The following is a 15,208-nucleotide window of genomic DNA, read 5'->3' on the forward strand; positions in this document are numbered from 1 at the left end:
TTGATTTTCCCTTAGTAATACGTATAACTAAGCCAAATGGCGACGTCAACAACGAGGACGAAGCGGGGGAAGGGGCGCGACAAGCAGGCGCCAGCCCGCCCCACGCAGAAGGATATCGCGCTCGCGGCCGGTGTTTCGCAGGCCGCGGTGTCGCTTGTCCTGAATAAGACGGAGACGCCGTCCGTTCCGCCTGCGACGCGCACGCGCATTCTTCAGGTCGCACAGGAGCTGGGTTACCAGCCGAACCATCCGGCGCGGATGCTGCGCAGCGCGCGGACCATGACGTTTGCCTGTGTCATTCCAGATATCACCAATCCGTTCTATCCAGGCCTCGTCCGGGGATTGCAGACGGTCGCGGCGCCGGCTGGCTATGACGTCCTGATCTTCGACACCGACGGGCGGCCGGAAGGCGAGGCCCGCGCCATCGACTGGCTCCTCCAGGGACGGGCCGATGGCGTCGTCGCAACGTTCTTTCATCTGCGGGCGCCCCAGCTCGCCGTGCTCGCGCGTAAGGGCATCCCGCTGGTGCGGCTGGAGAGCCAGCACAAGCCGGACGGACCGCTCGCGATCGACAGCGTCTATATCGACAATGCCGAAGCGGCCGCGGAAATGACGCGGCTTCTGATCGCGCGCGGGCACCGGCGCATCGCGATGATCCAGGCCGAGTTCGGCCCGAGCCAGCGGCGCGCGCAGGGTTACGGCGCGGTGATGCGGGAAGCGGGACTTGCGCCTGATTTCATTACCGACAGCGCCTATTCCGAGGAATCCGGCGCGCGTGCGATGAAGCGGCTGCTCGAAAGAAAGGGCGATCGCCCGACCGCCGTGTTCGGCGCGAGCGACGTGCTGGCGCTCGGTGCGATGGAGGCGGCGCGTGCTTCCGGGCTCTCGATCCCCAGCGACATTGCAATCGCTGGCTTCGACGATATCCCGGTCGCAAAGCTGCTCGGGCTCACCACGGTGCGGCAACCGGAGTTCGACCTCGGCGCGCTTGCGGCGGAGACGCTGGTCAAGCGGTTGCAACCGGGCGGGCTCGCGGCGCCGGGCCGGAGCCATGAATTGAAATTCGAGATCATGAAGCGCTCGTCGGTCTGACCCGCGAGCCAAGAAATTGGATATGGGAGTGAACTCGTGACAGCTATTCCTCATGACTACGTGGAGCGGGTCTATGCCGGCGTGCTTGGCAAGCTCATCGGTGTCTACCTCGGCCGGCCCTTCGAGGGCTGGACCTATGAGCGCATCATGAAGGAGCTCGGGCCGATCAACTACTATGTCAACGAGCGTCGTGACGTCGCGTTGCGATCCCATCATCTCGTCGTTACCGACGACGACGTCTCCGGCACTTTTGCGTTTCCCCGCGCGCTTGCCGACAATGGCTATCCGAAGCGTCTCACCTCGAAGCAGATCGGGCAAGCCTGGCTGAACTACATCGTCGAGGAGCGCGCCATCCTATGGTGGGGTGGCATCGGCAATTCCACCGAGCACACCGCCTATCTGCGGCTGAAGTCCGGTATCCCGGCGCCGCAGAGCGGCTCGATCGCGCTGAACGGCACGACCGTAGCCGAGCAGATCGGTGCGCAAATCTTCATCGACGGCTGGGCGATGGTGAGCCCGGGTAATCCCGAGCAGGCCGCTTATCTGGCCGAGCAGGCCGGGCGCGTGAGCCATGATGGTGAATCCGTGCATGCCGCAAAACTGCTCGCGGCGATGGAGGCGCTGGCCTTCGTCGAGCACGACGTGCAGAAGCTGATCGATGTCGGGCTCGGCTTCGTGCCGAAGGACGCGCTGATCCGGCGCGTCGTCAACGACGTCCGGGAATGGCACGCCGGCGACAACGGCGACGACTGGGAACGGACCCGTGCGCTGATCGCCGAACGTTACGGCTACGACAAATTCCTCGGCAATTGCCATGTCGTGCCCAACCACGCGCTGATCATTCTGGCGACGCTCTACGGCGGGAACAGCTTTCAGGAGGCGATGCGCATCGCCAACACGGCCGGCTGGGATACCGATTGCAATGCCGGCAATGTCGGCTGCCTGTTCGGCATCCGCACCGGACTTGCCGGCCTCGACGCCGGGCCGGACTTCCGCACCCCCATCGCCGACCGCATGTACATCTCGACGGCCGATGGTGGCGCTGCGATCTCCGACGCCGTGATCGAGACGCAGTCGCTGGTCGCGGCCGGGCTTGCGCTCGCCGGTGCGCCGGCGCTGGCGGTCGCCAAGGACGGCGCGCGCTTCAACTTCAACTTTCCGGGCAGCCTGCAGGGCTTCCACGTGAAGGGCGGCTCGCCCGCACGGCTCCACGAGGTCGAGCTCAGCAATGTCGCCGGCCACAGCCGCACTGGGGAGCGGAGTCTGGCGATCGACTTCCGCCGTCTGGCGCCCGGACGCGTGGCACGCGTTGCGAGCCCCACCTTCTTCGACAAGGAGGTGTTTACGATGCCGACCTACCAGCTTGTGGCCTGTCCGACGCTGTATTCGGGGCAACGGGTGGAGTGCCGGATTGAATCGGAAGCGGATAGCGGCACCGTGGCGGTGCGACTGTTTTCCAGCATCTATGACGAGCACGATGAGCTGATCCAGATCTACGGCGATGCGCATGAGCTGACCGGCGGCTGTCACGCCGTGCTGAGCTGGGAGGTGCCGGAGACCCATGCCTATCCGATCTTCGAGATCGGGGTGGAGATCGAAACGCGCGATCCGCTCGGCGTCGATGGCACGCTCTATCTCGACTATCTGACCTGGGGTGGCGCGCCTGACACCGTGCTGAAGCGGCCGGACAACAATCTGAGCACGATGTGGAAGCACGCCTGGGTCAACAATGTCAGCCAGTTCCAGACCCGCTGGGAGGGCCTGCGCGTTACCAATGGCGACGGGCTCGGCTTCATCGCGCAAGGTACGCGCGACTGGAAGGATTATCGCGTAACGTCCGAGATCATGCCGCTGCTGGCGAACGCCTGGGGCCTCGCGGCGCGGGTGCAGGGACGCGAGCGCTATTACGCGCTGATGTTCGACCGTGCCGAGGGCGGCCGCGTCCGTTTGGTCAAGCGCGTGCATGACGAACTTGTGCTCGCCAGCGAACGCTTCGACTGGCAGCTCGACCGGAGATATCGGATTGAGCTGCGCGTGGCCGGAACCGACATCGAAGCCCATGTCGATGGTAAAAAACTCTTCAGCGTTCAGGACACGGGCGATCTCCCATTGACCAGCGGCGCCGTCGCGCTCGTCGTCGACAGCGGATCGATCTCCGCGGAGGAGGTGCGCGTGTCGCCGGCCTAACAGGCCTCACTCCGCCGCGATGGTCATCCCGTAGCCGAGCCGCTTCGAGATCCCGCCGGCGCAGTCGCGCAGGGCATGGGCGATCGGGCTGTCCCAGCGCGCATCAAACGTGCCTTCCGGCCCCATCGCGGTGATCACCAGCGCGACATGGCCGGAATGGTCGAACACCGGCGCCGAGAATGCGTTGACGCCGGGAAGGGGATCGCCGAGCGCGCGGGCGAGTCCGTGTTTTCGGACCTCCGTGAGCATCTCGGCGACCTTCGCGCCCTTCACGGCGCGCTTCGGATTGTACCCGACGCCGTGGCGGTCGAGGCCGCTTTCGAGCGCAGCGTTGATCGTCTTCTCCGGCAGGAAGGCAGCGAACGCCCGGCCTGTAGCCGTTTCCAATAGCGCCATCACCGAGCCGGCGCGCATCACGATGTGAACGGGCTGACCGGGCTCCTCCAGCTGCACCACGGTCGGACCGTGCGTGCCCCAGACCGCCAGCGAGACCGCATGTCCGATCTGACTTGCGAGCGCTGCGATCTTCGGACGCGCGATCCGCACGCCGGAGAGCCGGCGCAGGCTGATCAGGCCGAGCTCCAGCGCCAGCGCGCCGATCTCGTAGCGGCCGGTGGTCTCGTCCTGCTCGATCAGCCCGATGCGGGAGAAGCTGGCGAGATAGGGATGCGCCTTGGCCGGCGTCATGCCGGCCTCGCGCGCGAGATCGCGCAGCATCATCGGTTCGCCGCATCTCGCGAGCGCACGAAGCAATTCTCCGCCGACCTCGATCGACTGGATGCCGCGGCTTTCTCTCTTCATGCGTCTCCTGGCGCGTGGCTTACGCCGCGTTGCGCTTGGCGGCGCTGTCGGCGAGATGACGGCCGGCAATGTAGCCGAAGGTCAGCGCCGGCCCAAGCGTGATGCCGGCGCCCGGATAGTTGCCGCCCATGATGCTCGCCATGTCGTTGCCGGCGGCATAGAGTCCGGGAATCACCCGTCCCTCGGCATCGAGCGCCCGCGCGTTCTCGTCGGTGACGATGCCGGCATAGGTGCCGAGATCGCCGACCACCATCTTGATGGCGTAGAACGGGCCATTCTCGATCGGCGCGATGCAGGGATTGGGGCCGTGCATGGCGTCGCCCTGGTAGCGGTTATAGGCTTTTGAACCTTTGCCGAAGGCGGCGTCGTGCCCTTGCGGCGCAGTCGCGTTGAACCGCCTGACCGTCTCGGTGAACGCCGTCGCATCGATGCCGGCCTTTGCCGCGAGCGCCTCCAGCGTGTCGCCGCGCATGAGATAGCCGGTATCGAGGTGATGACCGAGCGGCATCGGGAACGGCGGCACGCAGCCGAGGCCGTATTTGCGCAGCGTCGGGTGATCGCAGACGAGATATGCGGCGATCTCCTCGCCGGGCTTGGCGGCCTTGATCATGGCCTGGACGAAGTCGTGATAGGAATTGCCCTCATTGGCAAAGCGCTTGCCGTCCCGCATCACCGCGATCACGCCGGGTTTGGCGCGGTCGATGAAATGCGGCATCACGCCGCTCGAACCATCCTTGCGTTTGGTCACCGACACCGGCACCCAGGCCGCCGCGTTCGGCAGACGATCCTCGACGTGACCGCCGGCGCTTTCTGCAAGGCGCAGGCCGTCGCCGGTGTTGCCGGTGGGGCCCGGCGAATAGTGCTCGTTGCCGGTCGGCGCATGCGGAAACATTTTTTTGCGCCGGGCGACGTCATGGGGGAAGCCGCCGCAAGCGAGAACGACGCCTTGGCGCGCGCGAATGCGGATCTCGCGTCCTTCGCGAGTCACAATGGCACCCGTGACCGCGCCGTTCTCGACCGTCAGCTCGCGCACCGGCGAGGACAGCCACATCGGAATCTTCAGATCCTGTGCGGATTTCGCGAGGCGACCGGCCAGCGCGTTGCCGTTGGTCAAGGTCATGCCGCGGCCATAGCGCAGCACGTCCATCAGGTGCCGTGACAGGCGCTTGGCGACGTATACCGCCGAGGTCAGCGACTTCGTCACCCGCATGAAATGGATGATCTCCTTGCCGGAGCCGAGCATCATGCCGAACACGGTCAGCTCGGGAAGCGGCATACCCAGCGTCTTGATCTGGTTACCGAGCTCGCGGCCGTCGAACGGGCGCGTCACCATGGAGCGGCCGCCCTGCGCGCCGCCCGGCGCTTCGGCGTGATAGTCGGGAAACACCAGCGGCATGTCGAAGCGCAGCGCGGTCTTGGTGGTGAAGAAATCGACCGCCTCCGGACCCGCACTCAGGAATGCATCGACCCGCGCGGCATCGAAGTTGTTGCCGGCCTCATGGCGCAAGTACGTGCGGGCCTGCTCCGGCGCCTCCTCGATGCCGTAGGCCTTCGCCAGCGACGTACCGGGGATCCAGAGCCAGCCGCCGGAGCGGGCGGTGGTGCCGCCGAAGCGCGGCTCCTTCTCGACGATCAGCACGTCGAGGCCGCGATAACCCGCGGTGATCGCGGCCGACATGCCGGAGGCCCCCGATCCGGCCACGAGCACATCGCACTCGTAAGTCTCAATTGCGTTGCGCTCGTTGCCGGTCATGCGGGCCTCATTTCTTCAGCAGCGGACATTTGGATTCGGAGACCGGGCGGAAGGCGTCCTCGCCCTTCACGGTCTTGACGATCTCCAGATAGTCCCACGGCTCCTTGGACTGCTCGGGCGATTTCACCTTGGCGAGATACATGTCGCGGATCACGCGGCCGTCCTCGCGCAATTTGCCGCCATGGACGAAGGTATCCTCGATCGGCAGCTCGCGCATCTTGGCCATCACCTTGGCGGGATCGTCGGTGCCGGCGGCCTTGATGCCCTTCAGATAATGCAGCACCGAACCGTAGACGCCGGTCTGGATCATGGTCGGCATCACCTTGGTGCGCTCGTAGAATTTCTTCGACCAGGCGCGGGTCGCCTCGTCCATGTTCCAGTAGGACGCCGTTGTCATGTAGGTGCCCTGCGCGGCCTTCAGGCCGACCGCATGCACGTCGGTGTCGAACATCAGGAGACCGACCAGCTTCTGGCCGCCCTGCACCAGGCCGAACTCGCCGGACTGCTTGATGGCGTTGTCGGTGTCCTGGCCGGCATTGGCGAACGCCACCACGTCGGCCTTCGAACTCTGCGCCTGGAGCGCAAAGGAGGAGAAGTCGGCTGTGTTGGTCGGATGCTTCACGCCGCCCAGCACCTTGCCGCCCATCTCGTTGATGAACCGCGTGGCGTCCTTTTCGAGCTGCTGGCCGAAGGCATAGTCCGCGGTGATGAAGTACCAGGACTTGCCGCCTTCCTTGATCACGGCGGAGGCCGTCACCTTGGACAGCGCGTAGGTATCGTAGGTGAAGTGCACGGTGTTCGGGCTGCACAGCTCGTCGGTCAGTGAGCTCGCCCCGGGGCCGGAGAGCAGCGCGATCTTGTTGCGTTCGCGCACCATGTTGTGCACGGCGATCGCGATGCCGGAGTTGGGGATGTCGACGACGGCGTCGACCTTGCCGTTGTCGAACCAGCCGCGCACGATCTGCACACCGACATCGGTCTTCATCTGGTGGTCGGCGCTGATGATCTCGATCGGCTTGCCGAGCACGGTCGGCCCGAACTCCTCGACCGCCATCTTGGCCGCCTCGACCGACCCCGGCCCGCTGTTGTCACGGCCCCAGCTCGACAGATCCGTCAGCACGCCGATCCGCACCGCGTCGTCGGAGACTTGCGCGCGCGCCGCCGTGGTCATGGCAGCCGAAGTCATGGCCGCGAGCAAGGTGCAGGCCAAAAGCCCTCTCATCGTCGATCCCTCTCTTATTGGCCGCTTGGCGCGGCTGGTTATTGTGGGGGGTAAATTAGATATTGGCGAATGAGTTTGTCAATGGCGAATAATGGGGGCGATGAGTTCCATGGTCGCCCGGGAGACATTGCCGGAGGCGTGCGCGCAACTGCCGCCACACCCGTCATTGCGAGCGCAGCGAAGCAATCCAGACTTTCTCCGCGGAGGCAGCCTGGATTGCTTCGTCGCAAGAGCTCCTCGCAATGACGGAGTGCGGGAGCAGCGACGCGCAAAAATCTCGCATCGTAATCTCGCACAGAGATCACACCTCCGCAGGTTGCAACCGCCATCGCGATTGGCCATGATGCCGTCAGGAATCTTTGGGGCAGGGCATGACGGCAGCAACGGGGGTCTCCGCGGCCGCGGAGAGATCGACGACGGCGCATGTGGTGTGGGCAAGCGCGCTCGGCACCGCGATCGAGTGGTACGATTTCCTGATCTACGGCACGGCAGCTGCGCTGGTCTTCAACAAGCTGTTCTTTCCGAGCTTCGATCCCTTCGTCGGAACGCTGGTGGCGTTCTCGACCTATGCGGTCGGCTTCGTGGCGCGTCCGATCGGCGGCGCGATCATCGGGCATTACGGCGACCGGCTCGGCCGCAAGACCATGCTGGTCGCGACCATGATCGCGATGGGGCTCGGCACCTTCCTGATCGGCTGCCTGCCGACTTACAGCCAGATCGGCGTCTGGGCGCCGATCCTGCTCATCATCCTGCGCTTCGTCCAGGGCATTGGGCTCGGGGGCGAATGGAGCGGCGCGGTCGTGATGGTGATCGAGCACGCCGGTGATCGGCGCGGCTTCTACGGCAGTCTGGTGCAGATCGGCTTTCCGGTCGGCGTCGCCGCTTCGACCGGTATCTTCGCCCTGATGACGCAACTGCCCGAGGCCGACTTTTTGAGTTGGGGCTGGCGCGTGCCGTTCCTGATCAGCATCCTGCTCGTCGGCGTCGGCTTCATCGTGCGGCTCAAGCTCGCGGAAACGCCGCATTTCAAGGAAGTCGTCGAGCGCAAGGAAGTGCTGGCGCAGCCGGTGCTGGAGGTGCTGCGCCGCGACTGGCGCAGTTTTCTGCTCGCGATCGGCATCACGGTGTCGGAGGTCGGGCTCGCCTATCTCCTCACCGTCTTCACCGTGGTCTACGCGACGACGAAACTCGGCCTGCCTCGCCAGGTGATCCTGAACGCGGTGGTCTATGCCGCGCTCGTCGAGTTCGCGACGCTGCCGCTCGCCGGCTGGCTCTCCGATATCTTCGGCCGCAGGGCGCTGTATCTCGCCGGCGGGGTGTTCTCGGTGGCGCTGGCGTTTCCGCTGTTCTGGTTCCTCGACACCAGGGAGCCGGCGCTGATCACGTTCGCGCTCGTCGTCACGATGACGCTGACGCACGCGCTGCTGTTCGGGCCGAAGGCGGCGTTCATGCCGGAACTGTTCCGCACCCAGGTGCGCTACAGCGGCGCATCGCTCGGCGCCAACGTCGCGGCCGCGCTCAGCGGCGGCTTCTCGCCGCTGATTGCGACCGCGCTCCTCGCATGGGCCGGCGCCTACTGGCCGGTGTCGGTCTACATCATCGCGCTGTCGGTCATCACGATCATCGCGACGCTGATGGCGCCGGAGACGGCGCGCGACGCGCTGAAGTCGTAGGCGCGGTCACCGGCAGGCGGGGTTTGCTGCGTCCGGAAACGCCAGGAAGGTGACGGTCGCCGGCACCAGCCGGATCGCTCCCGCAGGTGTTGCGCGCGGCTCAAGTCGGGGCAGTTCGTCGTCGGCACTCAGCGCGAGCGTCTTGCCGTTCAGCTGAACTGTCGCGTCTTGCAGCCGCCTCGCATGTATCGTGTAACGCTCGGCGGGGTGTGACAGCGTCAGGGTCGATGATGCATGCCGCGATGCGTTGATTGCGAGCACGGACACGGCGCCCCGCATGCCCGGATGGCAATGCGCGTAGAGATGGAGATCTGGCGCGGCGACCGGGTTCGCGTCGAGCACGATCGTTCCCATCAGCCGATGCCAGAGCAGCGCAGCCCAGTAGTTCGGCCGCGGACGAAACGTTCCCTCGTCGAGCAGGCCGTAGTCGCTGGCAGCCAGCGTGTTGTGCATCACCACCTGGACGCCGGCCCTTGCGAGGCGTCCGTGCTGGTCGAGATAGCGAAAGGTGTCGAGAAACGTCTTGTCCGATGGATTGCCGCCGCAGGCGGCGTTTGCCGTCTCCGTCAGCCAGATCGGCTTGCCCGGCTCGAATGCGTCGCGCAGGGCGCGGTAGGTCGCGAACGTCGCGTCGGTGCGTGCCAGCCAGTCCGAGGAGAGCGTCTGCGCCGGATCGTCGCGGCCGCCGCAGCGCGGCGAGAGCGTGTTGTAGTGATGATAGGAGAAGCGATCGATGCCGGGGGCGGATGCGGCGAGCAGATCGCGCGTGGTGATGCCCGACCCGGATGGCGACGGCGCGTCGCCGGTTGAACCCGGACCGACGATCAGCGTCTCGGGCGCCGCGCGTTGCATCCATTCGCGAAAGATCCTGAAGTCCCGGCCATAGGCGGCCGCATCATATCCCGGCGGCGCGCCGTTCGTCGCCGCAAGCGTCGGCTCGTTCATGAATTCCACCGCCGCGATGTGGCCACCCAGCGAACGCGTCGTGTCGATCAGGCGCTGCGCCTGATCGGTCTTCCACGCGCCATCCGCATCGCGGCTGCCCGGACTGATCGCGAAGGACGTGACGATCTCCGCGTCGACTGCGCGCGCAAAGTCGATGACGTCGCGCCATCGGTTGCGGCTGAGCACGTCATTGAATCCCGGCGGGGGCTTGGCCGGCGCATGGTTCGTGTCGGCAAAGAACGTCGCATTGGCCCAGGTGCCGCTCACGCGCAGATAGGCCGGCGCCAAAGCGGCGGCGAGCTTGCGCAGCCGCGCATTGGCAAGATTGATCGGCGGCCTCTCGCCGTAACGATCCCGCTCATCGAGCGTGCGCATTGTTTGCGGATAAGGTTTCCAGAACCGGCCGCCGGTCACCTCCACCATTTCGATATTGTAGGATTGAAAGCGCGCATCGATCGTCCCGATCGCCTTCAGCTCGGCGGGTGCGATGGAGGCGCCGCCGGCGTGCGCCGCGTCTAACGTTGTGGCAGCGAGCAGGCTCATCAGCAGCATCTGCGGCCGAAGCAGCCCGAAGGCCGACTTGATCCGCGACACGGTCATCTGGTCCGCGGCGCAGCGGCGATGGATTTCCCTCCCGGCCGGCCCTTGCGCACCGAATTCCAGAAATTCTCGGCCGCCCGGGTCATGCGGGCCCGCGTGCGGAACAGCGAGACGCTGATCGGAATGTCCCAATCCGCACCGCCGGCGCGCAACAGGCGGCCGCTGTCGAGATCGGCGCGGACGAGGCTCATCGGAGCCCACGTCACGCCGCGCCCTTCGCGCGCCATGTCGACCAGCAGCATGACCGGCGCGGCGAAGCCGGGCGCTAACCACGCCGTCGAATCCTTCGCGGCCAGGAACGAGGTGACGAGCCGCCCCACGCCCGAGCCGGGGTGATAGGCGAGATAGGGCAGCGGCGCGCCCGATGCGCCGGGCAGCGCGTAACGAGGCTGTGCCTTTTTGCTGCTGCGTCCACCGCGGCCCGGTTTTGCAGCCGGCGCGCTGATCGGGATCAGCACGTCGGTCGCGAGATCGACGCGCTGGAAGCGGTCCATGTCGAGCCGGCTCACCAGCGTCGGATGGTAGTGCGCCAGCATGAAATGCGCCTGCGCGTCCAGAAGTAGCTTCTCGCAGCCGGCGAAATTCGAAGCGACGAGCTGCACGGCCGAGTCGGCCCGCGCGCTGTCGGAGTTGCGAATCCATTCCGGAAAGAAGGTCTGCGACAGTGAATGCGTGGCGGCAAAGGTGATGGTCTCGGCCTTCAGCCGCGCCACTTCGAGCGCTTCCTCGCGTCCGACCAGGACCCGGCGCAGCACGTCCTCCGCGACGGGGCGAAAACTCTCGCCGGCCGGCGTCAGCGTGATCGTGTGGGTCGAACGTTCGAACAGCGGCGTGCCCAGCCACTCCTCGAGCGACCTGATGCGGCGGCTCAGCGCCGGCTGGGTCACATGCCGTCGCTGGGCGGCGCGCGAGAACCCGCCTTCCTCAGCGATGGCAAGGAAATCCTCCAGCCAGACCAGGTCCATGATGCGGTTTTGTCCTCAAATCATACCGATACGGCATTAGCGCCTGACACGCCGCTGGTCCAATGTAAACGGCATCGCAAGACAAGAACAAAGCGCCACCTTCGCATGGCGCGACGATGCCGTTGGAGGAAGCAAATTGCAGATCGCCGCAACGCCGCTGTCTGAGCCCATATCGACTGAGCCGATGTCGCGCCCGGTTTCCGAACGCCGCCGCAAGCCGCTCTGGCGCGAGCAATATGTCCTCGTCGTCGCCGGCGCCGCGCTCGGCGCACTGTTCGGATTCCTGCTTCCGACCGTCGCCGTCGAATTCAAGCCGCTCGGCGATGCCTTCATCTCGCTGATCAAGATGACGATCGCGCCGCTGATCTTCCTGGTGGTGGTCACCGGCATCGCGCAGGTCGGCGACATGAAGGCGGTGGGCCGCATCGGCCTCAAGGCCTTTGCCTATTTCGAGGCGGTGACGACCGTCTGCCTGTTGATCAGTTTTGTGGTGGTGCGCTGGGTGCAGCCCGGCGCGGGCGTGGCGCATGCCACGGCGCAGCAGGCGGAGACCGTCGCGCGCTATTCGCAGGCCCATGTCGGGTCGTTGTCAGCCTACATCCAGCACATGATCCCGGAGAGTTTTGTCGGCGCGTTCGCGGCCGGCGACGTGCTCCAGGTTCTCGTGCTCGCGCTTCTGTGCGGTATCGGCTTGCTGCTGCTCGGCGAAAAGGCAGCGCCGCTGCGGACGGGCCTTGAGCGGATCACCGAACTCGTCTTCAGCGTCGTGCATGTCGTGGTGGCCTTGGCGCCGATCGGCGCCTTTGGTGCCATGGCTTTCACCGTGGCGAAGTTCGGCGCCGCCACGCTCTATGCGCTGGCGCTATTGGTCGGCACCGCCTGGGCGATGATGGCGTTCTTCATCTTCGTCATTCTCAACGTGATCTGCCGTCTCGCCGGTATCCGCCTGATGGACCTGTTGCGCCTCTTGCGCAACGAGCTGCTCGTCGTGCTCGGCACCTCCTCGTCGGAGACTGCCATCCCCGGCATGATGGAGAAGCTGCCGAGGGCGGGTGTGGGGCGGGCAGTCGCTGGCCTCGTCATTCCCTCCGGCTATTCCTTCAATCTCGATGGTGTCGCGCTGACGCTGCCGCTCTCCACGATGTTCGTCGCCCAGGTCTACGGCATCGAATTGTCGGCCGGCCAGCAATTGAGCCTGTTCGTGGTGATGCTGTTCACCAGCAAAGGCGCCGCGGGCGTTACCGGCGGCGCTTTCGCCGCACTCGCCGCGACGGTGATCGCCGCGGGGTTGCCGGCGGAGGGACTGGCGCTGCTGCTCGGCATCGACCGCTTCATGTCGCTGGCGCGCGCCATCACCAACACCATCGGCAATGCCGTCGCCGCCGTCGTGGTCGCGAAATGGGATGGGGAATTCAACCGCGAGGACTGGGCTCAGTCCGCCGATCAAATCCAAGAAGTGAAGTAAGGACTCAAGGTTTCTATCATGGCTACCAGCACCAAAGAACTGCCCGTCATCGCGCTCACCCCCGGCGATTGCACTGGCATCGGCCCCGAACAGGTCGCGCGCATTCTGTCCGATGACCGGCTCGCGGATGCGGCCCGTCTCGTCGTCGTCGGCGATGCCCGCGTGCTCGAGATGGGCATGGCGCATGCCGGCGTGAAGCTGAAGGTCGAGCGGATTGCCTCGCCCAAGGCGGCCAACTGGGGCCGCGGCGCCGTGCAGCTCGTCGACCTCGGCAACACCGATCCCGGCAAATTCCCGATCGGCAAGGCCAGCGCGGAATCGGGCCGGCTGACCGGCGAGACGCTGTCGCGTGCGATCGATTTCGCCAAGGCGGGCGAGGTCGACGCGATCACGTTTGCGCCGCTCAACAAGCGCGCGATGTTCGACGGCGGATGGAAGTTCCCCGACGAGCACAAGATGTTCGCAAGCCTGCTCGGGCATAAGACCTATTTCTCCGAGATGAACGTGCTCGACGGGCAATGGATGTCGCGCGTGACCGGGCATCAGTCGCTGCGCGAGGCGCTCGACGGCATCAATCCGGCGAGCATCACCGACTCGATCGAACTGGTCGACCGCATGATGCGCAAGGCCGGCGTCGCCAAGCCGCGCATCGCGGTCGCCGCCCTCAATCCGCATGCCGGCGAGAATGGCCTGTTCGGCCGCGACGAGATCGAGATGATCCGCCCGACGGTCGAGGCCGCCGCGAAGACCGGCATCGCCTGCACCGGGCCTTATCCCGCCGACACCGTCTATATCCGCGCCTTCGCCGGCGAATTCGACAGCGTAGTCGCGATGTATCACGACCAGGGCCAGATCGCGACCAAGCTGCGCGGCTTCAACCGCGGCGTCACCGTCACCGCGGGTCTCGAGACCGTCTTCACCACGCCATCGCATGGCACCGCGTTCGACATCGTCGGCACGGGCGTCGCCAAGACCGGCGCGCTCGAAAGCGCGGTCCGCCTTGCAGCGCAACTGGTATCGATCAAGGTCAAGGAGGCTGCCCATGCAAACTGATCGCAGGACCCTGCTCCAGGCGGCGGCCGCGCTGCCGCTCGCAACTGTCGGCGCCAACGCGGCATTCGCGCAGGCACCCACCGCAGCTCCCGCAGCAGCGCCACCCAAGGAGGTGACGCGTGCGCTGGCGCATTATCTCGTGACCGCGAGTTATGACGACCTGCCGGCCAATGTACGCAAGGAAGGCGTGCGCACGCTGCTGAACTGGGTCGGCGTCGCCATTGGCGGATCGCATCACGAGACGGTCGATATCGCGGTCTCCGCGCTCGGTCCGTTCTCCGGGCCGCAGCAGGCCTCGCTGTTCGGGCGGCGCGAGCGGTTCGACATCATGAACGCGGCCTTCATCAACGGTGTGTCGAGCCATATCTTCGACTATGACGACACCCACCTGAAGACGATCATCCATCCTGCCGGTCCCGTGGCCTCGGCCATTCTCGCGCTGTCGGAAATGCAGCCGGTATCGGGCAAGGAATTCCTGAACGCGCTGGTGCTCGGCGTCGAGACCGAGTGCCGGATCGGCAACTCGGTCTATCCGAACCACTACGATGTCGGCTGGCACATCACCGGCACCGCCGGTGTGTTCGGCTCGGCCGCGGCCGTCGGCAAGCTGTTGAAGCTGAACGAGCAGCAGATGACATGGGCGCTCGGCCTTGCCGCCTCGCAGCCGGTGGGCCTGCGCGAGTCCTTCGGCTCGATGAACAAGAGCTTCAATCCAGGCCGTGCCGCATCAAGCGGCATTTTTGCGGCGATCCTGGCCTCGAAGAATTTTACCTCGTCCGACGCCATGATCGAGGCCAAGCGCGGGTGGGCCAACACGATCAGCACCAAGCAGGACTACAACGAGATCCTGGGCGACCTCGGCAAACGCTATGAGGCCGCGCTCAATACCTACAAGCCATTCGCCTGCGGCATCGTCATGCACCCGGCGATCGACGCCGCGATCCAGCTCCGCAACGAGAGCAAGGTGACTGCGGACCAGATCGAGCGCGTCGACCTCAAGGTCCATCCGCTGGTGCTGGAGCTCACCGGCAAGAAGACGCCGAAGGCGGGCCTCGAAGGCAAGTTCAGCATCTATCACGCGGTCGCGGTCGCCATCGTCGAGGGCGCCGGCGGCGAGAAGCAGTTCAGCGACCGGGCCGTGACCGATCCGACCGTCGTCGCGCTGCGCGGCAAGGTGAACCCGGTCATAACATCAGGCATCAAGCCGGAGCAGGTCGATCTCACCATCATGCTGAAGGACGGCCGCAAGCTCAACCGCTACATCGAGCATGCGATCGGCAGCGTCGAGGTGCCGATGACCGACAAGCAGCTCGAAACCAAGTTCTCGGACCTTGCCGAGGGTATCATCCCTGGTGCGACGATCCGGCGCGTGATGGACGCCTGCTGGAATGTCGAGAACTTGCCGAACGCGGCGGAGATCGCAAGGATGTCGGTCGCAACCTGACCGCGGAG

11 protein-coding genes are annotated in these 15,208 nt (G+C 65.6%); 6 read left to right on the top strand and 5 right to left on the bottom strand.

Annotated features, from left to right (window positions below; translation table 11 throughout):
* Nucleotides 1-36 precede the first annotated feature (36 nt).
* Both AC0L3X_RS07745 and AC0L3X_RS07750 read left to right on the top strand, forming a co-directional pair.
* Nucleotides 37-1,092 (top strand): LacI family DNA-binding transcriptional regulator, encoded by a 1,056-nt coding sequence (locus tag AC0L3X_RS07745; RefSeq protein ID WP_063981358.1) that lies wholly within the window; start codon nt 37-39, stop codon nt 1,090-1,092.
* Nucleotides 1,093-1,128: 36 nt separating this feature from the next.
* A complete protein-coding gene (locus tag AC0L3X_RS07750; RefSeq protein WP_063981359.1) occupies nt 1,129-3,279 on the top strand; it encodes an ADP-ribosylglycohydrolase family protein in 2,151 nt (716 codons plus the stop codon).
* A gap of 6 nt (nt 3,280-3,285) precedes the next feature.
* On the opposite strand, the gene AC0L3X_RS07755 is transcribed toward AC0L3X_RS07750, so the two are convergent.
* Genes AC0L3X_RS07755 through AC0L3X_RS07765 form a run of 3 tightly spaced genes read right to left on the bottom strand, consistent with a single transcriptional unit; the run spans nt 3,286 to nt 7,055 of the window.
* Complete coding sequence (locus tag AC0L3X_RS07755) at nt 3,286-4,080, bottom strand: IclR family transcriptional regulator (RefSeq protein WP_063981360.1); 795 nt, start codon at nt 4,078-4,080, stop codon at nt 3,286-3,288.
* Nucleotides 4,081-4,099: 19 nt separating this feature from the next.
* Entirely contained in the window at nt 4,100-5,833 is a 1,734-nt protein-coding gene (locus AC0L3X_RS07760) for an FAD-dependent oxidoreductase (protein ID WP_473316346.1), read from the bottom strand.
* Nucleotides 5,834-5,840: 7 nt separating this feature from the next.
* Nucleotides 5,841-7,055 carry an ABC transporter substrate-binding protein gene (locus AC0L3X_RS07765; protein ID WP_135214840.1) on the bottom strand — a complete coding sequence of 405 codons (1,215 nt, stop codon included), beginning with the start codon at nt 7,053-7,055 and terminating at the stop codon, nt 5,841-5,843.
* Nucleotides 7,056-7,426: 371 nt separating this feature from the next.
* Between AC0L3X_RS07765 and AC0L3X_RS07770 the strand changes: the two genes are divergently transcribed.
* Nucleotides 7,427-8,728, top strand: a complete 1,302-nt coding sequence (locus tag AC0L3X_RS07770; RefSeq protein ID WP_063981363.1) for an MFS transporter — start codon at nt 7,427-7,429, stop codon at nt 8,726-8,728.
* A 6-nt stretch (nt 8,729-8,734) separates the two neighbouring features.
* Here AC0L3X_RS07770 and AC0L3X_RS07775 read toward each other — a convergent pair whose 3' ends face one another.
* Together AC0L3X_RS07775 and AC0L3X_RS07780 are read right to left on the bottom strand one after the other, a co-directional pair.
* Nucleotides 8,735-10,273: a glycosyl hydrolase family 79 N-terminal domain-containing protein gene (locus AC0L3X_RS07775; RefSeq protein ID WP_063981364.1), complete on the bottom strand. Its 1,539-nt coding sequence runs from the start codon at nt 10,271-10,273 to the stop codon at nt 8,735-8,737.
* Complete coding sequence (locus AC0L3X_RS07780) at nt 10,270-11,238, bottom strand: LysR family transcriptional regulator (RefSeq protein WP_063981365.1); 969 nt, start codon at nt 11,236-11,238, stop codon at nt 10,270-10,272. Before AC0L3X_RS07780 ends, AC0L3X_RS07775 begins: the two co-directional genes overlap by 4 nt.
* A gap of 136 nt (nt 11,239-11,374) precedes the next feature.
* Here AC0L3X_RS07780 and AC0L3X_RS07785 point away from each other — a divergent pair, with 136 nt between their 5' ends.
* From AC0L3X_RS07785 to AC0L3X_RS07795, 3 genes are read left to right on the top strand one after another with little or no spacing between them, the layout of a single operon-like run.
* Nucleotides 11,375-12,703: a cation:dicarboxylate symporter family transporter gene (locus AC0L3X_RS07785; RefSeq protein WP_473316347.1), complete on the top strand. Its 1,329-nt coding sequence runs from the start codon at nt 11,375-11,377 to the stop codon at nt 12,701-12,703.
* An 18-nt stretch (nt 12,704-12,721) separates the two neighbouring features.
* Nucleotides 12,722-13,756 carry a PdxA family dehydrogenase gene (locus tag AC0L3X_RS07790; RefSeq protein ID WP_063981367.1) on the top strand — a complete coding sequence of 345 codons (1,035 nt, stop codon included), beginning with the start codon at nt 12,722-12,724 and terminating at the stop codon, nt 13,754-13,756.
* Nucleotides 13,746-15,200 (top strand): MmgE/PrpD family protein, encoded by a 1,455-nt coding sequence (locus tag AC0L3X_RS07795; RefSeq protein ID WP_063981368.1) that lies wholly within the window; start codon nt 13,746-13,748, stop codon nt 15,198-15,200. The genes AC0L3X_RS07790 and AC0L3X_RS07795 overlap by 11 nt, the downstream gene beginning before the upstream one ends.
* Nucleotides 15,201-15,208 lie beyond the last annotated feature (8 nt).

This window comes from Bradyrhizobium sp. MI1.7 (genome assembly GCF_055811795.1).

Bases quoted from the DNA above. Each gene is read 5' to 3' on its own strand.
- AC0L3X_RS07745 (WP_063981358.1), top strand. From the start codon at position 37: ATGGCGACGTCAACAACGAGGACGAAGCGGGGGAAGGGGCGCGACAAG.
- AC0L3X_RS07755 (WP_063981360.1), bottom strand. From the start codon at position 4,080: ATGAAGAGAGAAAGCCGCGGCATCCAGTCGATCGAGGTCGGCGGAGAA.
- AC0L3X_RS07760 (WP_473316346.1), bottom strand. From the start codon at position 5,833: ATGACCGGCAACGAGCGCAACGCAATTGAGACTTACGAGTGCGATGTG.
- AC0L3X_RS07765 (WP_135214840.1), bottom strand. From the start codon at position 7,055: ATGAGAGGGCTTTTGGCCTGCACCTTGCTCGCGGCCATGACTTCGGCT.
- AC0L3X_RS07770 (WP_063981363.1), top strand. From the start codon at position 7,427: ATGACGGCAGCAACGGGGGTCTCCGCGGCCGCGGAGAGATCGACGACG.
- AC0L3X_RS07775 (WP_063981364.1), bottom strand. From the start codon at position 10,273: ATGACCGTGTCGCGGATCAAGTCGGCCTTCGGGCTGCTTCGGCCGCAG.
- AC0L3X_RS07780 (WP_063981365.1), bottom strand. From the start codon at position 11,238: ATGGACCTGGTCTGGCTGGAGGATTTCCTTGCCATCGCTGAGGAAGGC.
- AC0L3X_RS07790 (WP_063981367.1), top strand. From the start codon at position 12,722: ATGGCTACCAGCACCAAAGAACTGCCCGTCATCGCGCTCACCCCCGGC.
- AC0L3X_RS07795 (WP_063981368.1), top strand. From the start codon at position 13,746: ATGCAAACTGATCGCAGGACCCTGCTCCAGGCGGCGGCCGCGCTGCCG.